Below are 23825 nucleotides of genomic sequence, written 5' to 3'. Positions count from 1 at the left end.
CGAACGAAAGGATCCCGAGGATGCAGGTTGTCATCGTGTGTGTCTCCGTGTCGCACGGCAATACCCGGCGGGTCGCCGACAGCATGGCCGACGCACTGGATGCGAAGGTCGTCTCGCCTGAACAGGTCGACCCGGCGGAGCTGGCCGCGGCCGATCTCGTCGGGTTCGGATCGGGCGTCTTCTACCAGAAGCTGCACCCGGCCCTGACCGACTTCGTCAAGACCCTCCCGGCCGCCACAGGGCGCGCGTTCGTCTTCGCCACCAGCGGATTCCCCGAAGTACTGCGCTTCACCCGCCCCCTGGTCCAGCTCCTCGACACCAAGGGGTACGCCGTCGATGCGACGTTCACGTGCCGCGCGTACGACACGTGGGCGCCGCTCAAACTCGTTGGTGGGCTCAACAAACGTCGGCCGAACGCCGCGGATCTGACCGCGGCGCGGGCGTTCGCGGAGCGGCTCGTTACGGGATGATGACGGTGACGCCGGCCGGGGTGCCGTTCGTGAGGGCGGCGAGGGCGGCCGGAGTTTCGTCCAGGGTGATGCTGCGGGTGACGAGTTGGGTGGGATTCAGGTTGCCGGTGGCAACCAGATCCAGCATCTCGGGGTACGCGTGGGCCGGCATGCCGTGGCTGCCCAGCCAGGAGAGCTCCTGACCGATGAGCCGCCCGACGTCCAGCGTGACGGCGGACGGGAGGAGGCCGACCTGGACATGGCGGCCGCGAGGGCGCAACGACTGCAGGGCCTGCTGGACGATGTCGCCGGAGCCGAGCGCGTCGATGGTGACGTGCGCTCCGCCCAGAGCTTTGAGCTGGCCGACGGTGTCGGCCGATGCCAGCAGCGTGCGAGCGGCGCCGTACTCGCGAGCCATCTGCAGCGCCTGCGCGTTGGTGTCGATCGCCACGACTTCAGCACCCAGCGCGGCGGCGATCATCACGGCGGACAGACCCACGCCACCGCAGCCGAAGACGGCGACGCGTTCACCAGGCGCCACCTGACCGACCTGGTGGACGGCGCGGAACGACGTGGCGAAGCGGCACCCAAGGCCCGCCGCGGTACCGAAGTCCATGTCGTCGGGCAGTCGCACCAGGTTGACCTCGGCGTACGGCACCGCGACGTACTCGGCGAAGGAACCCCAGTAGTTGAAGCCGGGCTGCAGCTGGTTGGGGCAGACCTGCTGGTCGCCAGCGCGGCACTGCTCGCACTCGCCGCACGCGCAGATGAACGGCGTGGTGACGCGGTCGCCGATCTCCCACCCGGAGACCCCGGGACCGACCGCGGCAATGGTGCCGGCGAGCTCGTGCCCGGGGACGTGCGGGAGGACGATGTCGGAGTCATGCCCCATCCACCCGTGCCAGTCACTGCGGCACAACCCGGTGGCCTCAACCTTCAGAACCACCGAACCTGCGGCGACCTCGGGCTCCGGAACCTCACGGACCTCGGGCAGGACGCCGTACTCCTCGATGACGACAGCGCGCATCCCCGCAGCTTAATCAGCCGGCGCGCGGCGGTTCCGGGCGGTCCACGCCCAGAACCGCGCGGAAGATCAGCCGCCGGCGACCGCGGGGATGATCGAGACCTGGCCGCCGTCCTTGATCGCGGTCTGCAGACCCTCGGCGAAGCGGACGTCGTCGTCGTCGACGTACACGTTCACGAACCGGCGCAGCTCGCCCGAGTCGTCCAGCACGCGCCCCTTGATCCCGGGGTACGACGCGTCCAGCGAGTCGAGCACCTCGGTCAGCGTCGCGCCCTCGGCGGACACCTCGGACACGCCCTGGGTGTAGGGCCGCAGGATGGTCGGGACCCGAACGCTCACACTCACTGCAGTCCTGCCTTCACGAAGGCGTCGTACGACGCGGGGATGGTCACCTTGGGGCCGACCCGGTCGGCCACGGCGTCGAGCGTCTTCAGCCCGTCGCCGGAGTTGATGATCACGGTCTCGGCCTCGGGGTCGAGCTGGCCGGTGGCGATCAGCTTCTTCAGCGTCGCGACCGTCACGCCGCCCGCGGTCTCGGCGAAGACGCCCTCGGTGCGGGCCAGCAACTGGATGCCCTCGACGACCTCTTCGTCGCTGACGTCCTCGATCGCGCCACCGGTCCGGCGGGCCACGTCCAGCACGTACGGCCCGTCGGCCGGGTTGCCGATCGCCAGCGACTTCGCGATCGTGTCCGGCTTCACCGGCTTGACCACGTCGTGGCCGTCCCGGAACGCCTGCGCGACCGGCGAGCAGCCGGTGGCCTGAGCGCCGTAGATCTTGTAGTCGGTGGCGTCGACCAGCCCGAGCTTGCCGAGCTCGGTGAAACCCTTGTCGATCTTGGTCAGCTGTGAACCGGAGGCGACCGGGATAACGACCTGCTGCGGGATCCGCCAGCCGAGCTGCTCGGCGATCTCGAAGGCCAGCGTCTTCGAGCCCTCGGAGTAGTACGGGCGGACGTTGACGTTCACGAACGCCCAGCCCTCCTCCTCACCGGCGATCTCGGAGGCCAGCTTGTTCACGTCGTCGTAGTTGCCGTCGACGGCGACCAGCGTCCCGCCGTACACGGCGGTGGTGATGATCTTCGGGCGCTCCAGGTCCTTCGGGATGAAGACGACCGAGCGGATCCCGGCCCGGGCGGCGGCCGCGGCCACCGCGTTCGCCAGGTTGCCGGTGGAGGGGCAGGCGAAGACCTTCATGCCCAGCTCGCGGGTGGCGCTCAACGCGCTCGCGACCACTCGGTCCTTGAACGAGTGCGTCGGGTTGCCGGAGTCGTCCTTCACCCAGAGCTTCTTCAGGCCCAGTTCGCGGGCCAGGTTCTTGGCGTCGATGAGCCGGGTGTAGCCGGGCTCGGTGTTCGGGTAGCTCGCCACGTCGACGGGGACGGGGAGCAGCGGCTGGTAGCGCCAGATGTTCTTCGGGCCGGCCTCGATCTGCTCGCGGGTGATGGTCGGGTACTCGTATCCGACTTCCAGCGGGCCGAAGCACTCCATACAGGCGTAGAACGGACCGAGCGGCGACTTCGCGCCACAGGCGCGACAGCTCAGGTGCGTACCGTTGCCAAAGGCACCTTCACGGATGGTGTGGGTACCGGCGGCGGTCAGGCTCATGAGTGAGGTTCCCTCCTCATCTTCCCCGGACGCCGGATCTCGGCGCGGGACGGATTTGGCACCGGTCCCTCGCGGATACGCCCCGGACGGGGGCTCCACGGGGAGGGTTGCCGGGACGTCAACGGGCCGTTTCCCTCAGTCCCTCTGGATGAGCTCCCCCGAGATTACCCAATTGGGTCCAAATTGTGTCGCCCGGTCCCACGATCCGAGACGCACGATCTCAGCCCCACGGCCCGGATCCCCAGGCCATCACAATCCCGCCCGCCCGTCACCCGTGAGCGTGAACACACCCCCGGCCCGCCGATTGTGATGGCCTGCAGATCCGCACCTCGAGCCGGCGGGGTCAGCGGAGGCGGTGGGTGGCGCCGGGGGTGTGGGTGGGGAGGGATTTGCGGGGGCCGAAGCGGGGGTGGCCGATGCCGGTGAGTTCGAGGAGGCGCTGGACGCGGAAGCGGTGCCCGCGGTACGGCTCGATGAGCTCGGCGCAGCCGTCGTCGTCCAGCTCCTCGCCGATCAGCGCGTAGGACACGTTCCGGGAGACGTGGTAGTCCGCGAACGAGAACGCGTCCGCGTCACCGTGCGCCCGCTGCCGGACCTCGGCCGCGGTCCACACCCCCACGCCGGGCAACGACCGCAACCGCCGCTCGATCTCGGCCGAATCGGTCAGCTCGAGCGTCCGCTCCAAGGCCCGCGCTCGCGAGGCCGCCGTCAGCACCACCCGCGACCGCCGCCCCTCGACCCCGGCCCGCAGGAACTGCCACGACGGGATCAGCCGCCACTCCTCCGGCGCCGGCGGCACCATCATCGGCCGTCCCTCCGGCCCACCCGGCCCCGGCGCGGGCTCGCCGTACTCACGCAGCAGCAGCCGCCACGCCCGGAACGCCTCCTTGCCGGTCACCACCTGCTCGATCCCGGCGGCCGCCATCGCCTCGAACACCGCCCGCGACCGCGGCACGCGCACGTGCGGGAACCGCCGCGCCGCATCCACCAGCACCTGATGCTCCGGCAGCGGCTCGAACCCGTCCCAACTGTCGAGCTCCCCGAGCAACTCCGGCACCCCGTCGAGCGCCCACTCCGCGCCCGGACCCCACGCCTCCGCCTCGACAACACCGTCGTACGGCGAGAGTCGCAACAGCACCGGCCCCTCGGGTGTCCGGGTCGCCCGCCACACGGTCCGCCGGCCCGCGTCGAACACGTATGCCGGGTCGCCAGGGCCCTTCCGCAACCCGCCGATCACCGAATGCGGATCCACCACGCGCCCAGGCCGCCAGACCCGCACCACCGAACTCACCCGCCAAGTCTTACCCACCCCACCGACAGAACCCATACTGAGTGCCATGAGTGGCTGGCAGTGGGTGAAGCTGATCGGCAACTTCGTCAACCTGTCCACCCTCGCCGGCGCCTTCGTCGGGAAGCTCGGGCGGGCGACGTTCAGCCGCGGGCCGCGGGGGCTGTACTTCGCGAACGGGTACCGGCTCGGCTTCCCGGTCGCCGGCGCGTTCACGATCGGGAACGTGATCCTGAGCAAGCACGACCGCTCGTACTTCGACGACCCGGCACTCGTCCGGCACGAGGAACGGCACTCCTGGCAGTACTTCTGCCTGCTCGGTCTCCCGATGCTCCCGCTGTACGTCGTCGGCGTGGTGATCTCGTTCCTGCTCACCGGCGACCCGGCGTCCCGGAACCCGTTCGAGCGGCTCGCCGGCCTCAAGGACGGCGGGTACGTCGAGCATCCGGTCCAGCCGCTCGGCAAGACCGTGACGCAGGCGTTCAGCGAGCTGAGATCGCGTCCGAAAGGGCCGTGAGAACCGTCACGACGCCGCTCGGGTCGTCGACCACGATGTCCGCGGCCTCGATCAGCTCGGTCGCGTTCGACGACCGGGTCGCGAGCAGTACGGCGCGCAGCCCAGCCGCCCGCTGCTCCTGGATCGCCCGGAACGCGGCGAGATCGCCGAGGTCGTCACCGGCGTACAGGATCGACCGGGCGCCGGTCGACTCGATCAGGCGGCGGAGTGCGACGCCCTTGTCGATCCCCGGCGGGCGCAGCTCGAGGACCAGGTTGCCCGGCTCCAGCCGCAGCTCGGTCTCCGCGGCCAGCGCGGTCAGCGGACCCCTGAGCAGCTCCAGCGCCCCAGCCGGATCGTCCAGCCGACGCGTGTGCACGGCCAGGGAGCTTTCCTTGTCCTCCACGAACGCATCCGGTACGCCGACCTCGCTCAGCAGCCCCGGGAGCCGGTCACGAGCGGTCGCTACGCCCGCCGGCACCGCGTCGCTCGTCACTTTGCCGGTCGCCGCTTCCCATCGCTCGAGTCCGTAGTGGCCGAGCACGACGAGCCGGCCCAGACCGGGGTGAGCGGTCACGCCGGAGAGCTCCGTCACCACCAGCGCCGGGCGACCGGTCACGATCGCCACCTGGTCGACCGAGCGGGCCAGCCGGGCCAGGGCATCCAGTGCACCCTCGACGGGCCGGGACCGGGCCGGGTCCTCGACCAGCGGCGAGAGCACGCCGTCGAAGTCCGACGAGATCACCGCGGTCGCCGGATCGGTCACGATGGCTTCCCAGCCCTCGTGTCCGGCGTCGGTCTGGATGACCGGAACGTTCATCCGGCCGTCATCCCGCATAGTCCGAGGTGAGGATCACGGTCAGGCGGTCCTTCTTCATGTTGTCCAGCGCACCCTTGGTCCGGCCGACGCCGAGGTCGCGGGCGAGCTGGTTGGCGGCGTCGAGCATGCCCGGCGGGTAGTACACGGTGCTCTCGGCGACCTTGCCGTGCCAGTTGTCCGGCGACCCGGCCACGGTCCAGCCGGCCTGCCGCGCACGGCCGGCGACCTGGTCGGCCAGGCCCTTGCGCGGAGTGTTGTTGTAGACCTCGATCGCCGGCCGCTCCTCGGCCGGGATCGTCGCCGGCTGCCCCGGCGGCTGGGTGCTCGCCGGCGGCTGGGTGGGCTCGGTCGACGTCGGCTCGCTGCTCGGAGCCGTGGTCGGGGTCGTCGACGGCTGGGTCGGCTGGGTCTCCGTCGGTTGCGCGGACGGCTTCGGCACGCTCGCACCGACGGTCGACGGCCCGGCCGTGGGCTTCCCGGTCTCCGAGGACTTCGGCGTACTGGCGGCGGCCGGCTTCTCGTCGGCCTGGCTGTCGTGCCCCCGGGTCCCGAACAGCACCAGCAGACCGGCCACGATCGCGACGACGGCGGCCACGGCGACGAGGGACGACAGCACCTGTCCCTGATCGCCGCCCCTAGGGCGGGACATGCTCAGACCTCGATACCCAGGCGGCGGGCGGAGCGGGCGCGCTGGCGGGCGGCCCGCAGGCGGCGCAGGCGCTTGACCAGCAACGGGTCGTGCGCGAGGGCCTCCGGCCGGTCGATGAGCGCGTTCAGGACCTGGTAGTACCGGGTCGCGGACATCTGGAACTGGTCCCGGATCGCCTGTTCCTTCGCGCCGGCGTACTTCCACCAATGGCGCTCGAAGGCAAGGATCTGGCCGTCACGTTCGGAGAGCCCCTCGATGACCGGCGGCGCAGCTTCGGCGGGGCCGGGAGAGCTGGCGTTGGCGCTGTCCATCTGCTGCTGACTCCTGTGCGGTCGGTGATCGTCCGTCCGCCAGCCACTGTACGTGTTGAACAACAGCGATGTCATTCACCGGTCAGGCGACACGAGGCGTGTCGCCCGGCGGACGGCTCGACCCGGTCAACTCTGGCAGGATCGTAGGGGTGAGCTCAACTGTGTCCAGCTCGGCGCTGGTGGAAGAGCTGGGGGCCCGGATTCGTCAGGTGGACCAGCTGGTCAACGCCATCTGCACGCCGAACCCCGCCGCTCTCACCGATGCCGCCCGCCTCGACACGGAGCGTGACGAGGGAAGGGTCCGCGGGCCACTGCACGGCGTACCGGTCCTGGTGAAGGACAACATCGACACCGCCGACCTGCCGACCACCGCCGGTTCGCTGGCGCTCGCCGACCAGCCACCGCCGCCGGAAGACGCCACCCTGGTACGGCGGCTGCGCGCGGCCGGCTGCGTGATCCTGGGGAAGACCAACCTGAGCGAGTGGGCGAACTTCCGCGGCTCGGCGTCCTCGTCCGGCTGGAGCGCGTACGGCGGCCTCACCCGCAACCCGTACGCCCTGAACCGTTCGGCCGGCGGTTCCTCGAGCGGTTCCGGTGCCGCAGTCGCCGCCGGACTCGCGGAGTACGCGATCGGCACCGAGACCAATGGCTCAATCGTTTGCCCAGCCGCGCTGAACGGCGTCGTCGGCTTGAAGCCCACCGTCGGACTGGTGCCGCAACAGGGCATCGTTCCGATCTCGCACTCGCAGGACACTGCCGGCCCGATGACCAAGACCGTCCGTCAGGCAGCTGCTCTGCTTTCGGTCCTGACCGGTGACCACATCGACTACACCGAGCACTGCCGGGGCGCCGACCTCAGCAACGTGCGCATCGGCGTACCCCGTGGTCCGTTGTGGGGCTACTCGAACGGACTGGATCAGGTCACCGAGCGTGCGCTGGAGCTCCTCAGCCAGTGCGGAGCCACCGTGGTCGACGGTCTGTCGCTGCCGACACCAGGTGGCGACGAGGACCAACTGCAGGTGCTCGCCCACGAACTCAGGGTCGACCTCGCCGCGTACCTCGCCACGCGCGCGCCCGGCGGTCCGCGGACGGTCGACGACCTGATCGCGTTCAACAACGAGCACGCGGACGTCGAGCTGCAGTGGTTCGGCCAGGAGCTGTTCGAACGCGCCGCCGCGACCGACGGCCTCAGCTCACCGGTGTACGTCGCCGCTCGGCTGACCGCGCTGCGGGCCGGGCGGGACGGTATCGACAACCTGCTCCGCGACAACCAGCTCGACGCGCTGGTGAGCCCGTCGTACTCGCCGGCCTGGGCAATCGATCTCGTCAACGGTGATCACGTTCTCGGCAGCTCCTCGTCACACGCCGCACTGGCCGGCTACCCGCTGATCTCCGTGCCGTCCGGGCTGGCCTCCGGACTGCCGGTCGGAATCACCTTCAGCGGTACGGCGCGGAGTGAGGTCACGCTCATTCGCTTGGCTCACGCCTTCGAAACCGCGAGAATCGCAGCAGACGGACCGTTCCCGACCCCGGAGTTCACACAGTGGGTATAGATCGCGTCAGGTGGGGCATCGTTGCTACTGGCAACATATCGACCCAGTTCACCCACGATCTGGGCCTGATCTCCACCGATGCCGTCGCCACCGCGGTCGCGTCCCGGTCCCAGGCGAGCGCGGACAAGTTCGCCGCCGAGTTCGGCATCCCGCACGCGTACGACGACTACCGCCGGCTGCTCGACTCCGGCCAGGTCGACGTGATCTACATCGGCACACCGCATCCGCAGCACTACGCGATCGCCCGCGCCGCGTTGCAGGCCGGCATCGCCGTATTGTGCGAGAAGCCAGTGACGTTGACCGCCAAGCAGGCGCGGGACCTGATCGCGGTCGCCACCGAACACGACGTGCTGTTCGCCGAGGCGATGTGGATGCGCACCGATCCGGTGATCCGGGCGCTGTTCGAGGATCTGCGCTCCGGCGTGATCGGTGAACCACAGCAGGTGGTCGCGGACTTCGCGTTCCACAAACCTTCATTACCGGTTCGCCTGCTCGATCCCGCCCTCGGGGGAGGCTCGTTGATGGACGGCGGCATCTACCCGATGACGCTGGCCCACATGGCCCTCGGACGTCCGGCGGAGGTGAAGGCGGTCGGTTCACTCAACGCCGACGGCATCGACGTGAACGTCGCGATGGCCTGGCGGTACGACTCCGGCGCGGTCGCCGCGCTGACCTGCGGCCTGCGTTCGCAGAACCCGTGGGTCGCCTCGATCAGCGGTCCGGACGGCAGTCTGCAACTCCCGCACCGCTTCCATCACCCCGAGTACTACCTGCGTACGACCGCTTCCGGAGCGGAGCGGATCGACGTACCCACGCATGGCCGTGGGTACCACTATGAGGCAACCGCGGTGATCGACGCGCTGCGTGCCGGGCTGCACGAAGTACCGGTCCTTCCCCATGCCGCCACCCTCGAGATTCTCGATCTCCTCGACGAGACCCGGAGCCAGATCGGGGTCCGCTACCCCGGTGACGACGACGACCTGAGTGGATGACGCTGACCATGGCTGACGTGCCGAACGGTAGGAGTTCCTTCGTAGTGGTGGCCAACCGGCTGCCGGTCGACCGGATCGAGATGCCCGACGGCAGTACGGCGTGGCGCCGCAGTCCAGGCGGACTCGTCACAGCCCTGGCGCCGGTGATGCAGTCCCACCACGGCGCCTGGATCGGCTGGACGGGCAGCGCCGACGAGAAGGTGGACCCGTTCGACAACGACGGCATGCACCTGGTCCCGGTGATGCTCACCGCCGAGGACGTGCAGCTGTACTACGAGGGTTTCTCCAACGCCACGCTCTGGCCGCTGTACCACGACGTGATCGTGCCCCCGGAGTTCCACCGGGAGTGGTGGGAGTCGTACGTCGCGGTGAACCGGCGGTTCGCGGAGGCCGCCGCGGAAGCCGCCGACGACAACGCGGACGTGTGGGTGCACGACTACCAGCTGCAGCTCGTTCCCGCGATGCTGCGCCGGCTGCGCCCCGACGTACGGATCGGGTTCTTCCTGCACATCCCGTTCCCGCCGACCGAGCTGTTCGCGCAGATGCCGTGGCGACGACAGATCCTGGACGGGCTGATGGGCGCGGACCTGGTCGGCTTCCAGCGGCCCGGCGCGGCGTCGAACTTCGCCCGGCTGGCCCGGAACCGGATGGGCCTGCGGACCCGCGGCGACCGGATCCACCTGCCGGACGACCGGATCGTCCGGGCGAAGGCGTTCCCGATCTCGATCGACGTCGGCGAACTGGAGACCCTGGCCCGTCAGCCGGAGACCACGGCGCGGGCGGCGGAGATGCGGCAGGAGGTCGGCAACCCCCAGCACGTGCTGCTCGGCGTCGACCGGCTCGACTACACCAAGGGCATTCGGCAACGGATGCGGGCGTTCGGCGAGCTGCTGGACGAGAAGCGGGTCTCGGTCGACGACGCGGTGTTCATCCAGGTCGCGACGCCGTCCCGGGAACGCGTCGAGCAGTACCGGGTACTGCGCGACGAGATCGAACTGCTGGTCGGCCGGATCAACGGCGAGCACGGCCGGATCGGTACGCCGGCGATCAACTACCTGCACACGTCGTACTCGCGAACCGAGATGGCCGCGCTGTTCCGGGCCGCGGACGTGGCCGTGGTGACACCGCTGCGGGACGGCATGAACCTGGTCGCCAAGGAGTACGTCGCCTGCCGGTACGACGACACGGGCGCGCTCGTACTGAGCGAGTTCGCCGGCGCCGCGGACGAGTTCCGGCAAGCTTTCCTCGTGAACCCGCACGACATCAACGGCATGAAGGACACCATCGTCGACGCGATGAACACCGACGACCGGCAGCTCGGCCGCCGGATGAAGGCGATGCGCAAGCACCTGGCCGCGCACGACGTGAACATCTGGGCCCAGACCTTCCTGAAGGCGTTGCATGACGAAGACTGACGGGCGCGTCCTCGCGCTCGACCTGGGGACATCGTCCGCGCGCGCACTGGTCCTGTCCGAGGCCGACGCCTCGCCGGTCCCAGGAGCGCTCGCGCGGCACAAGATCTCTCCGACGTACGGCTACGACGGCTCCGCGACGCTGGACCTGCACGAGTACGTCGAAGGTCTGCTCGGGTGCCTCGACGAGCTCCAGCAGAACGACCACCTGGACGGCATCGGCGCGATCGTGCTGTCCTCGCAGTGGCACTCGATCGTTGCCCTGGACACCAAAGGTGAAGCGCTGACGCCGGTGGTCACCTGGGCGGACACCCGCTCCGTCGACCTCGACCTCGGTACGTCGTTCGACGAGCAGGCCTTCCACGCCCGCACCGGCACCTGGCTGCACCGGTTGTACTGGCCGCGGCGGATCCCGTGGCTGCTGTCTGCCGGCGCACCGGCCGCGTTCGCGGGCCTGCCCGATCTCGTGCTCGAACGCTTGACCGGCGAGCGCGTCACGTCGGTGTCGGTCGCGTCCGGGACCGGCACGCTGGATCTCGCGACCGGCGAGTACGACGCCGAGGCGCTGCAGATCGCCGGCGTCGGGGCCGACCGGTTGCCCCCGATCGTGCCGAGCGGCTGGACCGGGACGTTGTCCCCCGAGTACGCACGCCGGTGGCCCGCGCTGGTCGGCGTACCCGTGCATCCTCCGACGGGTGACGGGGCCGCGTCGAACGTCGGGACCGGCGGGTACGACGTGGGGACCGCAGCGGTGACGGTGGGGACGTCGGCCGCCGTACGGGTGGTGCACCCGATCGACGACGCACCGGAGCTGCCGTGGGAGCTGTGGCGCTATCGGGTCGACGACCACCGGGCCGTCACCGGGATGGCGTTCTCGGCCGCCGGGAACCTGCACGCGTGGCTGACCGGCGTACTGCGGCTCGAGTCCGACGAGCCGACCGGTGTCGAGATCGGGGCGTCGCGCTCGATCGCGATCCCGTTCATGGCCGGCACCAGACCGCCCGCGAACGTGCCGGGTGGCTCGGGCGTGTACTTCGGTCTCTCGTTCGACGACACCTCGGCCGACCTGCTCGGTGCGGCGTTGCAGGGCGCGTCGCTGGAGATCGACCGCGGCCTGCGCCAGCTCGACGCGCTCTTCGAGCGGCGGTTGGACGTCGTGCTCGGCGGTGGCGGCATCGATGCGTCGGAGTGGTGGCGGCGCTGCCTGACCGCGACGTTCGCCCGACCCACGACGGTCTGCGCGGAGCCCGAGGTCGGCGCCCGCGGCGCGGCCGCCGTCGCGCTCGGTCTGTCCCCGGAGCCCGGCGGCGCACACCTCACCCCGGTCAAGGACGAGGTGGAGCGGGTCGCGGCGCTGCGCGAGCGGTACGAGGCGCTGCGCGAACTCGCCGTACGGGCGTCCGAGCTCTGATCAGGGTCTCGGTGCAGCGGTCGAGCCGCGGACGATCAGCGACGTACCGAGGCTGACCGGCTCATCGGGGTCGGCGTACGGGTCCGCGCCGTCGGTGACGTGGGCCAGGCCGGCCTTGACCGCCTCCCGACCGATTGCCTCGGTCGGGACCCGCACCGTGGTCAGCTGGGGATCGAGCGCCCGCGACAGCGGCACGTCGTCGTAGCCGACGATCGACAGGTCGTCCGGGATCCGTAGGCCGCGTTCCTTGACGGCCAGGTAGACACCGGCGGCCACCAGGTCGTTGCCGCCGAAGACTGCCGTGAAGTCCGGCTCGTGCTCGAGGATCTCCTTCATCCGCCGGTACCCGAAGTGCTGGGTGAAGGCGCCGGTGATGATCAGCTCCGGGTCCACCTTCAGGCCGCGGGTCCGGTGCGCCCGCTCGAATCCGGCGATCCGGTTCTTCGTCGTGGCCAGCGCGGGCGGTCCGCCCAGGTACAGGATCCGGTCGTGTCCGAGGGTCAGCAGATGGTCGGTGACGGCGAACGCGCCCTGCTCGTTGTCGAACTCGATCCCGATGGTGTTCGGCTCGTCCAGCGGCGGCCGGCCGCAGTGCGCCAGTCGGCACCCGGTGCTGGCCAGCCGGCGCGCCCTGGTCCGGTTCGTCTGCTCGTACCGCTCGTCCGTCGTCGCGCCGCCGACGACGACCACCAGGTCGGCCCGGTGTTCGAGCAGTAGGTCCAGGAAGCTGTCCTCCAGCTCCGGATTGCCTTGCGTGTTGCAGACCAGGCTGAGGCGGCCGCGGGCGGTCGCCTCCAGTTGCGCGCCGCGCGCGATCGCAGCGAAGTACGGGTCGCCGAGTTCCTCGATCAGGATGCCGATCAGGCGCCGGCCGGATCCCGCGAGCGCCCGGGCGTGGGCGTTGGTGACGTACCCGAGCTTCTGCATCGCCGCCTCGACCCGGGCCCGGGTCGCCGCGCTCACCGAGTAGTTGCCGTTGACGACGCGGGAGACCGTGGCGATCGACACCCGGGCCTCGTGGGCCACGTCGTAGATCGTCGCGCCCGGCTCCTCCCGGCGCGTTCTGCCCCGGCCGGTGCTTCGGTCTGCCATCGCTCGCATCATCCCTTCGGTCCGCAAGCCAACAGTAGCGATCGGAGCAGAGCGGGTCGATCCGATAGAAAGCCCTTACATTCTGCTTTCCACACGATGCCACGACTGCCTCCGAAACGCACCAAAGAGTTCCTATTGACAACGGATCTACGGCACAGCATGCTCCTTCCGTCAGCTGGTAAGCGCTTTCAAGATTGGAAGTAAGCCGATGGCGACGGACACCGAGGTGCGCGGTACGCACCAGCTTCGGCACCGGCTCGGGCACCGGATCCGCAAGGACCGGGCGATGCTGCTGCTGGCGCTGCCGGGCTTCTGTTTCTTCGTGGTTTTCCACTACGTGCCGCTGCTCGGCAACCTGATCGCGTTCAAGGACTACCAGCCGTACCTCGGCTTCCTCGGGTCGAGCTGGGTCGGGCTGCAGAACTTCGCCGTACTGGGCGATCCGGACTTCCTGCGCGCGCTGCTGAACACTCTGAAGTTCTCGTTCCTGCAGCTGGCGCTGTTCTTCCCGGCGCCGATCGCGCTGGCCCTGTTGCTGAACAGCGTCACGAGTTCGCGGATCAGACGGTTCGTGCAGAGCGTGGTCTATCTGCCGCACTTCATCGGCTGGGTGATCCTGGTGTCGATCTGCCAGCAGCTGATCGGTGGCACCGGTCTGCTGCCGCACCTGCTCGGGTCGGTCGGGCTGCCGCGCCTCGACCTGATGACCAACGGATCGTTCTTCCCGTTCCTGATCACCCTCCAGACGATCTGGAAGGACGCCGGGTGGGGCACGATCATCTATCTCGCTGCCCTGCTGAACATCGACACCCAGCAGTACGAAGCCGCGGCCATCGACGGCGCCAACGGCCGCAAGCGCCTGTGGCACATCACGCTGCCGGCGATCATGCCGGTGACGATCCTGCTTCTGATCCTGCAGCTCGGCAGCATCCTGTCGGTCGGCTTCGAGCAGATCCTGTTGCAGCGCGACGCCGTCGGCGCCGACTCAGCCGAGGTCCTCGACACCTACGTGTACTTCCACGGCGTGGTCGACGGCGACTTCGGCACCAGTACGGCCGTCGGCCTGGTCAAGGGCGTCGTCGGCCTGATCCTCATCCTCGGCGCCAACAAGCTCGCGCACGTCTTCGGGCAGGAAGGGGTCTACTCCAAATGACCACCGTCGTATCCGAAGCCCGGCGCCTCGGCACCCGGACCGCCGCCGAGAAGGCCTACATCCGGGACAGCCGGCGCCCACCGTGGATGGAGAAGCCGCCGGCGTGGCTGTCCGCGCTGAAAGGGATCGCGCTGGTGCTGGTCTGCCTCGCGGTGATCTACCCGTTCTGGAACATCATCGCGACCAGTTTCGCCTCCGAGCACGAGATCACCCAGCACGGCGGCCTGATCCCGTTCTTCCCGCAGGCGCCGACGCTGGCGGCGTACCGGACGATCTTCGCCGGTGGCACCGTCACCCGGGCGATGCTGATCAGCATCGGCGTCACCGGGGTCGGGACCGTGCTGAACGTGCTGGCCACCGCGAGCCTCGCCTATGCCCTCAGCCGGCCGATCGTCGGTGGGCGTCTCATCCTGACCACCGTCCTGCTGACCATGCTGTTCGGTGCCGGGATCATCCCGAACTTCCTGCTGATCAACGCGCTCGGGCTGTACGACAACCTGGCCGCCCTGATCCTTCCGGGCCTGGTCAGCGCCTTCAACTTCCTGGTGATGCGGAACTTCTTCCAATCCATCCCCGGTGAACTGCTGGACTCCGCCCGCGTCGACGGGGCCGGTGACGTGGCGATCTTCGTCCGGATCGTGCTGCCGCTGTCGAAGGCGGTCACCGCGGTGGTCGCGTTGTTCTACGCCGTCGGCCACTGGAACGCCTACTTCAACGCGTTGCTCTACCTGCAGGACCAGAACAAATGGCCGCTGCCACTGGTCCTCCGGCTCTACGTCCTGCAGGGCCAGCCGGTCGGCAACACCAGCAGCGCGGTGAGCGATGCGATCCCGTCGATCCAGGCGATCCAGATGGCGGTCGTGGTCGTCGCCCTCGTGCCGATCCTGCTCGTCTACCCGTTCCTGCAGCGCTACTTCACCAAGGGCGTCCTGACCGGCGCCATCAAGGGCTGATCCACCCGCGATCAGCCGACGTAGAAAGGACAGTCCCTGATGTCATCGAATGCGACGCCGCTCAGCCGCCGCAGCATCCTCCGCGGGCTGGCGGGGGCCGGCGCCCTGGCCACGGTCGGTACGCCGCTGCTGTCGGCGTGCTCCACCGGCCCGAAGGTCGCCAACTCCAAGCCCGCCGTGAACACGGTCAAACTGCCGACGTACGTGGCGTTCGACGGACCGAAACCACAGTTCCCGTCCACCGTGCCAGGCGCGCCGGCGGGCTTCTCGAAGTACCCGGTCGACGCCGTCAAGACCGTCACCGAGGCGCCGCTCACCAAGCCGATGTCGGGGATGGTCGGCATCTTCAACCCGCTGCCGACGCCGCGGGCGAAGAACGCTGCCTGGCAGGAGGTGGAACGCCGGCTCGGGGCCCAGCTCGATCTGACGATCGTGCCGAACAGCGACTACCTGACGAAGTTCCAGACCGCGGTGGCCGGTAAGAAGCTGCCCGACGTCTCGCTGTACTCCGTGGTCGACCATCCGGCCCAGTTCTTCAACGCGCTGGCGGTCGACCTGACGCCGTACCTGTCCGGCGACGCGGTCAAGGACTATCCCAACCTGGCAGCGATCCCGACGATGGCCTGGAAGGACTGCGTCGTCGACAACAAGCTGTTCATGCTGCCGATCCCCCGCGGCGGCTGCGCGGGCGCCGGCTTCTACAACCAGGCCTTGCTCGACAAGGCGGGCATCTCGGCGATGCCGACCAGCACCGAGGAGTACTACGACGCGCTGGTCGAACTGACCCGGCCGCAGGACGGGCACTGGGGTTTCATCAACACGACCGGCAACACGTACTTCCAGATCATCGCGATGATGTTCGCCGTGCCGTACGGCTGGCGCAACGACAACGGCAAGCTGACCGCGGATGTGGAGACGGACGAGTACGCGGCCGCGATCGAGTTCATGACGAAGATGGTGAAGAACGGGCTGCAGATACCGGGCTCAGACGGCATCGACGGCACCGCGCGGAGCAACGGCTTCAAGGCCGGTAAGGCGGCCTTCGTCCAGGACGGTCTGCCGGGCTACCTGGGGTACTGGACCGGGATGCCCGAAGGCAAGCCGCTGCCGTACATCCCGGCCGGTCAGCCGGGGAAGAAGGCCGTCACCTACTACGACAACGTCACCTTCGGATCGACCCTGATCAGCAAGAAGAACGACGAGGCCAGGGTCAAGGAACTCCTGGGTGCGTTGAACTTCTTCGCCGCGCCGTTCGGCAGCGAGGAGTACACGCTGCTGCACTACGGCGTCGAGGGCAAGGACCACACTCTCGACAAGAACGGGTTCCCGGTGCTCACCGACCAGGGCACTCGGGACATGACCGTGCCGTGGAACTACCTGGCCGGCCCCGGGCTGACGATCTCCAATTCCGACGCGGAGTACGTCAAGCGCTACATCGAGGCGAACGCGACGGTCGACAAGACGGCGATCGAGAACCCCTGCAAGAACCTCATCTCACCGACTGCCGACAAGGTGGCCAAGGAGCTCGGCAGCGACATCAGCGATGTCCGCAACGACATCATCGCCGGGCGCAAGAAGATGACGGACTGGAAACCGGCCGTCGAGAAATGGCGCAAGGACGGCGGCGACAAGATCCGCCAGGAGTACCAGACCGTGCTCTGACATCGGGAGAATTCGACAGAAGAGGACCCGCCCATGCACAACGAATCATCGAACGTCAGCCGTCGTACCGCTCTCGGGCTCGGCGCCGCCGCCGTCGCCGGTCTCGCGGTACCGGCCCTGTCCACCACGACCGCGGCGGCAACACCGGCGCTGCCGCCAGATAAGGCGATCCCCGGGAACTTCCTCGCCACGGTGGCCGCCGACTCCTCCGCCGTACTCAAGAATCCCTTGTCCGGTTGGGTTCTGTACGGCACCACCGGGGTCGCCGACGATTACTGGTCGTCGCTGGATGCACTGGCCGCGCCGGTGCAGATCCAGGAGTACGCGCACACGCTCTACATGCGGATCGCCTGGTCGGTCCTCAACCCGGCCGAGGACGTGTACGGCTGGGACACCGACGAGAAGCTGAAGGCCCTGATCGCCACCGCGCGCCAACGGGGCATGAAGCTCGCGTTCCGGGTGGTCACCGACAGCCGTGACAAGACCACCGATTTCACACCGGCCTACGTCCGTGCCGCAGGTGCTCAGGGGTACGAGACGAAGACCGGCAGCGTGACCGTCTGGACGGCGTACCCGGACGATCCGATCTTCCAGGCGAAGTACGAGAAGTTCATGGCCGCGTTCGGGGCCAAGTTCAACGATCCCGGACTGGTCGACTTCATGGACGGCTACGGGCTGGGCAAGTGGGGTGAGGGTCACTCGCTGATCTATCTCGACGACGCCCATCGCGAACCGGTCTTCCACTGGAGCATCGACCTATGGTTGCGGGAGTTCTCCAAGGTGCCGGTCGCGATCAACTACCACCGGTTCATCGGCTGGCACAAGCCTGGCGACCCGCCGTCGGTCTCCACGGCGTGGGGCGCTCCCGCTCCGGGCAGCGCCGACCTGCTCAACTCGGCGTTCGAGAAGGGTTGTGTACTGCGGCACGACGCGTTCGGGATGACCGGCTACTACCAGCAGTGGGAGAAGGACCTCGCGGCGCAGTGGCAATACCAGCGGCCGGTGATCATGGAAGGCGGCTGGATCGTCGGATCGATGAACTACAAGGTCGACCCGCGCGGGTACCAGACCGTCCACGACGTCCGGCAGGGCGAGTACGACGACTCGGCCCAGGCGCACGTCAACATGATGGACTTCCGCGTCGGCAACGAGACCAAGACCTGGTTCACCGACGCGCACGACCTGATCGACGGTTTCGTGGCCGAGGGCTCCTACCGGCTGTACCCGGACACGCTGTCGCTGCCGCGGGTCGCGCATGCGGGTAGTCGAGCGACGATTAGTCATCAGTGGACGAACGACGGGTGGGGGTACCTACCGAACAACATTCCGGCCTACGGCCACAAGTACAAGCCGGCGTTCGCGCTGCTGAATGCGGCCGACCTGTCGGTCGCGCAGGTCTTCGTCGACCGTGACGCCGAGCCGTCGTCCTGGCTGAAGGGGTCGCCGACGGGCTACACGTTCAGCCCGGCGCTGCCCGCGGTCCGTTCGGGCCGGTACCGGTGGGCCGTCGCGATCGTCGACACGACGCAGCAGAACCGGCCGGGGATCCAGCTCGCGGCCCAGGGCGAGATCACCGGCGACGGCTGGCTGGTTCTCGGAGACTGCACCGTCGCCTGACCGCCTGGTGACCGGATGCCCGCTCACGCTCTCCGGTGAGCGGGCATCCGGCGGCGTGACCACGGCCACTGACAGCGGGCGGCCGGAACCGGATGATGTCCCGCATGTGGCGGGAGATGATGAAGTCAAAGGTGCACCGGGCGACGGTGACACAGGCCGATCTGGACTATGTCGGATCGTGCACGCTGGACGCCGAACTGATGGACGCGGCCGACCTGCTGCCCGGTGAGAAGGTGGACATCGTCGACATCACCAACGGTCACCGACTGTCGACGTACCTGATCGAAGGTCCGCGCGGGTCCGGTGTGGTGGGGATCAACGGGGCCGCGGCGCACCTGATCCACCCGGGTGATCTGGTCATCCTGATCGCGTACGGGATGTTCGACACCGCCGAGGCGAAGGTCTTCGAACCGAGCGTAGTCTTCGTGGACGAGCACAATGCGATCACCCGCATCGGCTCCGACCCCGCCGAGGCGCTGCCCGACACCGGCACGCTTCGCGGCGACGAACTGCACCCGTAGAACCGACCTGGCGCCACCCACCGCGCCGAGATGAGGACTGGTCGACGATGACCGACACGACCGAGACCACCCCCGCCGAAGGCACTGAGGTCGCGCCGAAGACGGCGTCGCACGACAACGAGCCGAGTGCGAAGCTGCGCGCGTTCATGAACTCCGGCTGGGCCGACTCCGAGCGGCACGACCTGGCGCTCAGCGACGTCGGCGTCTGGGCGGCGAAGCGCCGCGACGCGCTCTCGCAGGCGTTCCCCGGCGAGCGGCTCGTGATCCCGGCCGGCACCTACAAGGTCCGCTCGAACGACACCGACTACGTCTTCCGCCCGCACACCGACTACGTGTGGCTGACCGGCAGCCAGACCTCGGACGCCGTCCTCGTCCTGGAGCCGAACGGCACCACCGGCCACGACCCGGTCCTGTACTTCCGCCCGCGCGCCGACCGCTCCGAGGGCGAGGAGTTCTGGCGCGACCGGATGTACGGCGAACTGTGGGCCGGCCGGCGCCCGTCGCTGACCGAGACCGCCAAGGAGTTCGGGATCGAGACCCGGCATGTCGACCAGTTGGCCGACGCGCTGAAGGGCGACGTACCGACCCGGGTCCGGCGCGCCGAGGACGAGTCGATCGCGGCGCTGCTGAGCGGTGCTCGCACCGAGGACGCGAAGGACCACGAGCTGGCGGCGACGCTGTCCGAGCTCCGGCTGGTCAAGGACGCGTACGAGCTCGAGCAGCTCCGGGACGCCGTCGCGATCACCCACCGCGGCTTCTCCGACGTACTCGCCGAGATGGACAAGGTCCGGCAGTACGGCGAACGCTGGATCGAGGGCACGTTCTGGCGCCGGGCACGCGCCGAAGGCAACGACGTCGGCTACACGTCGATCGCGGCCGCCGGTCCGCACGCGACCACGCTGCACTGGATCGAGAACGACGGCGCGGTCAACGACGGCACGCTGATGCTGCTAGACATGGGCGTCGAGAACCGCCAGCTGTACACCGCGGACATCACCCGGACGCTGCCCGTGAACGGCGAGTTCACGCCGCGCCAGCGCGACCTCTACCAGCTGGTGCTGGACGCGCAGAACGCCGGCATCGCTGCCCTTACCCCCGGTGCCGCCTTCCGCGCCGGCCACGAGGCTGCGATGGAGGTCATCGTCCACGGCCTGGACGCGATGGAACTCCTCCCGGTGTCCGCTGCGGAAGCGCTCGATCCCGAGAGCCGTCTGTACCAGCGCTACACGCTGCACGGCGTCAGCCACATGCTCGGCCTCGACGTCCACGACTGCGCCTCGGCCCGCGACGAGAACTACCGCAAGGGCACCGTCCAGCCCGGCTACGTCCTCACCGTCGAGCCCGGCCTCTACTTCCAGTCCGACGACCTGACCGTCCCCGAGGACCTCCGCGGCATCGGCATCCGCATCGAAGACGACATCCTGATCACCGACCAGGGCCCCGAAAACCTCTCCGAAGCCATGCCCCGAACCCCCGAAGCCATCCAATCCTGGATGACCTCCTAACTACACCCCCGGCAGGTGCCCCCGCCGACCGCCACAAGGTCCTCCCGGGGCACCTGCCCAACCGCCCCTCCGCCCCACCGCTAGACCTGAACGCGCGCCCCCACCCGCCCAAACCCCAACGCCACAGGCGATCCCGGGCAGCACACTCACCTCCTACGATCCGCGCCGGCCGATCCCCACGCGAGCGCCCGAGGAGAGCGCGCCCGACGTACGACCTCAACGACGGCCAACTTCCCCCAGTCGTGGCAATCGGCGGACATCCCTCATCCCGAGTCGTGACTTGTGGCGCCAAAACCTCAGCCAGTCTCCACGACTCGACGACGAGCCACCGGCAAACCGGCGCACCAGCCGCAGGGGCGCGAGACACGGCTCTTCGTCGCTGGTGGCATGAATCGCGAACCCGACGCGACGCGATACACCACCGAGCCCCACGCGGCGCAGTACACCACCGAGCCTTTACGCTCGCGCGCGCCGAAGTACCGCATCCACCAACGCCAACCCGCCTGGACCGCCGGCGCCCATCACCGGGCAAACCTCGCGCAACGCGACGGCCGAGGCCCGAACCCGCCGAGTCGTGGCGATCGGCGGACACCCTCCATCCCGAGTCGTGACATGTGGTTCCCAAACTTCAGCCCGTCTCCACGACTCGACGACCAGTCGCGTGCAAGGCCGGCGTACAAGAACGTACGCGTGCGGCACGGGTTGTTTCGGGTGCGAGATGGGAGCGGGGATTCGACGTTGGCGCCGAGAGGGTGAGGTGCGCACACGCGCCTTGGTGTGGGAAACCCGCTGGCGCAGGTGATCGGCATCGGACGGGCCGTGAAGCGCGCAGGACGCGGAGCGCGGGTGACGGCCGCACCACGTGGAGGGCGGGCGCCTGACGCACTACGTGTGGAGGGCGAGTGCCCGACGGACCACGCGTGAATGGCGGGCGCCTGAGGTACTGCGCGATGCGGGGGCGCGGGGCACCGGACGTGCCGCGCGTGAAGGGCGGGTGTCTGAGGGTACTGCGGGTGCGTGGCGTACTGCGGGCGTGTGGCACCGGATCACGCGGCGGGTGGGTGCGGCGGGTGCCGGGGTGTTGAGGGCTGGTACCTGCGTACCTCGCGCGGCATCGGACGACCGGCTGGGTGAGAGACCTGAGGCGGAGCGCGAGAGAGGCCTACTCGCAGGAACGAAGGATGCCGGAGTACGCCTGGATTGATGCGCGGGTGGTTACTCCGTGGTGCTTGGCCCAGGGCTGGGTGGGCCAAGCACCGCGGGTTGCTACCAGATGCGGACTCGTTCGTCGGGGGCTAGCCACATGCCGTCGGAATCGGTTGTTTTGTAGGTGGTGTGGAATTCGTCGATGTTCTTGACTACTGCGTTGCAGCGGAATTCCGGTGGGGAGTGGGGGTCGATGGTTAGGCGGCGGGCGGCTTCTTCGGGGCGGGTCTTGGTGGCCCAGGCGTGGGCCCAGGCTGCGAAGAAGCGCTCGCTACCGGACTGATCGCTCGTGCCGTCGCCGGATGCATCTGCGGCGGGTGTGTCGTTGCGGGAGAGTTGGTAGGCGACGTACGCGATGGAGAGGCCGCCGAGGTCGCCGATGTTCTCGCCGAGGGTGAGTTTGCCGTTGACGGTTTGGCCGGGGGTTTCGGCTGGTTCGAGGGCGTTGTACTGGGCGACGAGTTTGTCGGTGCGCTGTTCGAAGGCGGCACGGTCCTCGTCGGTCCACCAGTCGTTCAGGTTGCCGTTCGCGTCGTACCGTGAGCCCTGGTCGTCGAAGCCGTGGCCGATCTCGTGGCCGATGACCGCGCCGATCGCGCCGTAGTTGGTGGCGTCGTCGGCCTCGAGGTCGAAGAACGGCGGCTGCAGGATGCCGGCCGGGAAGACGATCTCGTTCATCCGCGGGTTGTAGTACGCGTTGACCGTCTGCGGGGTCATCTTCCACTCGTTGCGGTCGACCGGCCGGCCGAGCTTCGCGAGGTCGCGCGCGGTCTCCACCGCGACGGAGCGGCGGATGTTGCCGAACAGATCGGTCGGGTCGATCGCGAGCTCCGAGTAGTCCTTCCACTCGTCGGGGTACCCGATCTTCGGCACGAAGGTGCCGAGCTTCTCGAGCGCCCGCTGCCGGGTGTCGGGGCCCATCCAGTCCAGTGCCTCGATGCGCTGGTGGTACGCGGCGACCAGGTTCTGCACGAGCTCGACCATGCGGGCCTTGGCGTCCGGCGGGAAGTGCTCGGCGACGTACAGCTTGCCGAGGGCTTCGCCGAGGGACTGCTCGACGGCGCCGACGGCGCGCTTCCAGCGCTCACGCAGCTCGGGCGCACCGGTCAGGGTCTTGCCGTAGAAGGCGAAGTTCTCGTTGACGAAGGCGGAGCTCAGCAGCGGCGCGGCACTGTGCACGATCCGCCAGCTCAGCCACTCCTTCCAGCGGTCGAGCTCGATCTCCTGCAGCGCGGCCGCGGCGGCGCTCAGGAAGTCCGGCTCCCGGACGACGACCTGCGCGAACGCGCTCTCCGGTACGCCGGCGCCGGCCAGCCAGGTCGACCAGTCGACGCCCGGCATCAGCGCATCGAGCCGGGCGCGGTCGAACTTGTTGTACGTCAGCTGGACGTCCCGGTCCTTCACCCGGTCCCAGTGGGCGCCGGCGATCCGGGTCTCCACCTCGAGAACACGCTCGGCGGCACCGGTCGGGTCGGTCACGCCGGCCAGCTCGAGCATCTTCGCCACGTGCGCGACGTACGCCGTCCGCACCTCGGCGAAGCTGTCCTCGCGGTAGTACGACTCGTCGGGCAGGCTGATGCCGCCCTGGGTCAGGTGGACGACGTTCTCGTCGGACTTCTTCGCGTCCGGGTCGACCCAGTAGTGGAAGACACCGGGCACGCCCTGCAGCTCCAGCTGCCCGAGCACCGAGACCAGGCCGGTCACGTCGGTCACGCCACGGACCAGCGCCAACTGGTCGGCGATCGGCTCGGCACCGAGTCGCTCGATCGTCTCGGTGTCCATAAAGCTGCTGTACAGATCGGCGATCTTCCGGGGCTCGCTGCCCTCGGGGTGACTGGCCGCGACGGTCTTCTCGACGATCGCGCGGACGTCCTGCTCGGCCGTGTCCCAGAGCGCGTGGAACGCACCGTGGATCGCCTTGTCCGCGGGAATCTCGTGCTCCGCCAGCCAGGTCCCGTTCACGAACCGGTACAGATCGTCCTGCGGGCGCACCGCGCCGGCCGCCGCGGAGCTGTCGATTCCTGCTGTCATCCCTGACCCCTTGTCCCGAGTGGAGTTGCTGCCAGCGAACATACCCGTTTCGCGATCGGCCGGTCTGAACTAT

At 68.8% G+C, this 23825-nt stretch carries 21 protein-coding genes and 1 riboswitch; of the genes, 12 read left to right on the top strand and 9 right to left on the bottom strand.

All coding sequences use genetic code 11. The annotated features are described in order from the left end of the window. Positions 1-20 precede the first annotated feature (20 nt). Entirely contained in the window at positions 21-470 is a 450-nt protein-coding gene (locus AC0662_RS13905) for a flavodoxin family protein (RefSeq protein ID WP_478300750.1), read from the top strand. Here AC0662_RS13905 and AC0662_RS13900 read toward each other — a convergent pair. The 4 genes from AC0662_RS13900 to AC0662_RS13885 all read right to left on the bottom strand — a co-directional run bounded on the left by AC0662_RS13900 (position 460) and on the right by AC0662_RS13885 (position 4371). Continuing rightward, complete coding sequence (locus AC0662_RS13900) at positions 460-1476, bottom strand: zinc-dependent alcohol dehydrogenase family protein (RefSeq protein WP_478300748.1); 1017 nt, start codon at positions 1474-1476, stop codon at positions 460-462. The genes AC0662_RS13905 and AC0662_RS13900 overlap by 11 nt on opposite strands. A gap of 66 nt (positions 1477-1542) precedes the next feature. Beyond that, positions 1543-1818, bottom strand: a complete 276-nt coding sequence (locus AC0662_RS13895; RefSeq protein WP_452198939.1) for a ubiquitin-like small modifier protein 1 — start codon at positions 1816-1818, stop codon at positions 1543-1545. Beyond that, positions 1815-3080, bottom strand: coding sequence for a threonine synthase (thrC, locus tag AC0662_RS13890; protein WP_452198941.1), 1266 nt, complete (start codon positions 3078-3080; stop codon positions 1815-1817). Before thrC ends, AC0662_RS13895 begins: the two co-directional genes overlap by 4 nt. Positions 3081-3093: 13 nt before the next feature. Then, a riboswitch (SAM riboswitch) is annotated at positions 3094-3235 on the bottom strand. A 188-nt stretch (positions 3236-3423) separates the two neighbouring features. Then, positions 3424-4371: a DNA-3-methyladenine glycosylase family protein gene (locus tag AC0662_RS13885; protein ID WP_452198943.1), complete on the bottom strand. Its 948-nt coding sequence runs from the start codon at positions 4369-4371 to the stop codon at positions 3424-3426. A gap of 46 nt (positions 4372-4417) precedes the next feature. On the opposite strand from AC0662_RS13885, the gene AC0662_RS13880 reads away from it, so the two are divergent. Continuing rightward, the gene (locus AC0662_RS13880) at positions 4418-4885 is read left to right on the top strand and encodes a hypothetical protein (RefSeq protein WP_478300746.1); all 468 of its coding nucleotides are present in this window, start codon (positions 4418-4420) and stop codon (positions 4883-4885) included. Here the strand turns inward: AC0662_RS13880 and otsB are convergent. Genes otsB through AC0662_RS13865 form a run of 3 tightly spaced genes read right to left on the bottom strand, consistent with a single transcriptional unit; the run spans position 4851 to position 6644 of the window. Next, on the bottom strand, positions 4851-5684 hold the full coding sequence (otsB, locus tag AC0662_RS13875; protein ID WP_452198947.1) for a trehalose-phosphatase: 834 nt from the start codon (positions 5682-5684) through the stop codon (positions 4851-4853). The two genes, AC0662_RS13880 and otsB, sit on opposite strands and share 35 nt — an antisense overlap. Positions 5685-5691: 7 nt before the next feature. Further along, positions 5692-6333 carry a LytR C-terminal domain-containing protein gene (locus AC0662_RS13870; RefSeq protein WP_478300744.1) on the bottom strand — a complete coding sequence of 214 codons (642 nt, stop codon included), beginning with the start codon at positions 6331-6333 and terminating at the stop codon, positions 5692-5694. 2 nt (positions 6334-6335) lie between these two features. Continuing rightward, positions 6336-6644 carry a DUF3263 domain-containing protein gene (locus AC0662_RS13865; protein ID WP_452198950.1) on the bottom strand — a complete coding sequence of 103 codons (309 nt, stop codon included), beginning with the start codon at positions 6642-6644 and terminating at the stop codon, positions 6336-6338. Positions 6645-6793: 149 nt separating this feature from the next. On the opposite strand from AC0662_RS13865, the gene AC0662_RS13860 reads away from it, so the two are divergent. From AC0662_RS13860 to AC0662_RS13845, 4 genes are read left to right on the top strand one after another with little or no spacing between them, the layout of a single operon-like run. Continuing rightward, positions 6794-8197, top strand: coding sequence for an amidase (locus AC0662_RS13860; RefSeq protein WP_478300742.1), 1404 nt, complete (start codon positions 6794-6796; stop codon positions 8195-8197). Continuing rightward, positions 8188-9189, top strand: a complete 1002-nt coding sequence (locus AC0662_RS13855) for a Gfo/Idh/MocA family protein (protein ID WP_478300740.1) — start codon at positions 8188-8190, stop codon at positions 9187-9189. Before AC0662_RS13860 ends, AC0662_RS13855 begins: the two co-directional genes overlap by 10 nt. Positions 9190-9197: 8 nt before the next feature. Then, complete coding sequence (locus AC0662_RS13850; RefSeq protein ID WP_452198954.1) at positions 9198-10604, top strand: alpha,alpha-trehalose-phosphate synthase (UDP-forming); 1407 nt, start codon at positions 9198-9200, stop codon at positions 10602-10604. Then, entirely contained in the window at positions 10591-12012 is a 1422-nt protein-coding gene (locus AC0662_RS13845; protein ID WP_478300738.1) for an FGGY family carbohydrate kinase, read from the top strand. Before AC0662_RS13850 ends, AC0662_RS13845 begins: the two co-directional genes overlap by 14 nt. Here AC0662_RS13845 and AC0662_RS13840 read toward each other — a convergent pair whose 3' ends face one another. Beyond that, the gene (locus AC0662_RS13840; RefSeq protein ID WP_478300736.1) at positions 12013-13104 is read right to left on the bottom strand and encodes a LacI family DNA-binding transcriptional regulator; all 1092 of its coding nucleotides are present in this window, start codon (positions 13102-13104) and stop codon (positions 12013-12015) included. Between the two features lie 208 nt (positions 13105-13312). On the opposite strand from AC0662_RS13840, the gene AC0662_RS13835 reads away from it, so the two are divergent. From AC0662_RS13835 to AC0662_RS13810, 6 genes are all read left to right on the top strand, one after another. After that, positions 13313-14257: an ABC transporter permease gene (locus tag AC0662_RS13835; protein WP_478300729.1), complete on the top strand. Its 945-nt coding sequence runs from the start codon at positions 13313-13315 to the stop codon at positions 14255-14257. After that, on the top strand, positions 14254-15210 hold the full coding sequence (locus tag AC0662_RS13830) for a carbohydrate ABC transporter permease (RefSeq protein ID WP_478300727.1): 957 nt from the start codon (positions 14254-14256) through the stop codon (positions 15208-15210). The genes AC0662_RS13835 and AC0662_RS13830 overlap by 4 nt, the downstream gene beginning before the upstream one ends. A gap of 39 nt (positions 15211-15249) precedes the next feature. After that, on the top strand, positions 15250-16872 hold the full coding sequence (locus AC0662_RS13825) for an extracellular solute-binding protein (RefSeq protein ID WP_478300725.1): 1623 nt from the start codon (positions 15250-15252) through the stop codon (positions 16870-16872). Between the two features lie 33 nt (positions 16873-16905). Further along, a complete protein-coding gene (locus AC0662_RS13820; RefSeq protein ID WP_478300723.1) occupies positions 16906-18489 on the top strand; it encodes a hypothetical protein in 1584 nt (527 codons plus the stop codon). Positions 18490-18593: 104 nt separating this feature from the next. Then, the gene (panD, locus tag AC0662_RS13815) at positions 18594-19010 is read left to right on the top strand and encodes an aspartate 1-decarboxylase (protein WP_478300721.1); all 417 of its coding nucleotides are present in this window, start codon (positions 18594-18596) and stop codon (positions 19008-19010) included. A gap of 47 nt (positions 19011-19057) precedes the next feature. Next, positions 19058-20515, top strand: coding sequence for an aminopeptidase P family protein (locus AC0662_RS13810; protein ID WP_452198965.1), 1458 nt, complete (start codon positions 19058-19060; stop codon positions 20513-20515). Between the two features lie 1266 nt (positions 20516-21781). Here the strand turns inward: AC0662_RS13810 and AC0662_RS13805 are convergent. Next, on the bottom strand, positions 21782-23752 hold the full coding sequence (locus tag AC0662_RS13805) for a M13 family metallopeptidase (RefSeq protein WP_478300719.1): 1971 nt from the start codon (positions 23750-23752) through the stop codon (positions 21782-21784). Positions 23753-23825 lie beyond the last annotated feature (73 nt).

It is taken from the genome of Kribbella sp. NPDC043289 (assembly GCF_056436705.1).
This window is presented reverse-complemented; position numbering and strand designations above follow the sequence as displayed.

Excerpts from the sequence above, each read along its gene's own strand:
- AC0662_RS13905 (WP_478300750.1), top strand. The coding sequence starts at position 21 with ATGCAGGTTGTCATCGTGTGTGTCTCCGTGTCGCACGGCAATACCCGG.
- AC0662_RS13900 (WP_478300748.1), bottom strand. The coding sequence starts at position 1,476 with ATGCGCGCTGTCGTCATCGAGGAGTACGGCGTCCTGCCCGAGGTCCGT.
- thrC (WP_452198941.1), bottom strand. The coding sequence starts at position 3,080 with ATGAGCCTGACCGCCGCCGGTACCCACACCATCCGTGAAGGTGCCTTT.
- AC0662_RS13880 (WP_478300746.1), top strand. The coding sequence starts at position 4,418 with ATGAGTGGCTGGCAGTGGGTGAAGCTGATCGGCAACTTCGTCAACCTG.
- otsB (WP_452198947.1), bottom strand. The coding sequence starts at position 5,684 with ATGAACGTTCCGGTCATCCAGACCGACGCCGGACACGAGGGCTGGGAA.
- AC0662_RS13870 (WP_478300744.1), bottom strand. The coding sequence starts at position 6,333 with ATGTCCCGCCCTAGGGGCGGCGATCAGGGACAGGTGCTGTCGTCCCTC.
- AC0662_RS13865 (WP_452198950.1), bottom strand. The coding sequence starts at position 6,644 with ATGGACAGCGCCAACGCCAGCTCTCCCGGCCCCGCCGAAGCTGCGCCG.
- AC0662_RS13850 (WP_452198954.1), top strand. The coding sequence starts at position 9,198 with ATGGCTGACGTGCCGAACGGTAGGAGTTCCTTCGTAGTGGTGGCCAAC.
- AC0662_RS13845 (WP_478300738.1), top strand. The coding sequence starts at position 10,591 with ATGACGAAGACTGACGGGCGCGTCCTCGCGCTCGACCTGGGGACATCG.
- AC0662_RS13840 (WP_478300736.1), bottom strand. The coding sequence starts at position 13,104 with ATGGCAGACCGAAGCACCGGCCGGGGCAGAACGCGCCGGGAGGAGCCG.
- AC0662_RS13835 (WP_478300729.1), top strand. The coding sequence starts at position 13,313 with ATGGCGACGGACACCGAGGTGCGCGGTACGCACCAGCTTCGGCACCGG.
- AC0662_RS13830 (WP_478300727.1), top strand. The coding sequence starts at position 14,254 with ATGACCACCGTCGTATCCGAAGCCCGGCGCCTCGGCACCCGGACCGCC.
- AC0662_RS13825 (WP_478300725.1), top strand. The coding sequence starts at position 15,250 with ATGTCATCGAATGCGACGCCGCTCAGCCGCCGCAGCATCCTCCGCGGG.
- AC0662_RS13820 (WP_478300723.1), top strand. The coding sequence starts at position 16,906 with ATGCACAACGAATCATCGAACGTCAGCCGTCGTACCGCTCTCGGGCTC.
- panD (WP_478300721.1), top strand. The coding sequence starts at position 18,594 with ATGTGGCGGGAGATGATGAAGTCAAAGGTGCACCGGGCGACGGTGACA.
- AC0662_RS13810 (WP_452198965.1), top strand. The coding sequence starts at position 19,058 with ATGACCGACACGACCGAGACCACCCCCGCCGAAGGCACTGAGGTCGCG.
- AC0662_RS13805 (WP_478300719.1), bottom strand. The coding sequence starts at position 23,752 with ATGACAGCAGGAATCGACAGCTCCGCGGCGGCCGGCGCGGTGCGCCCG.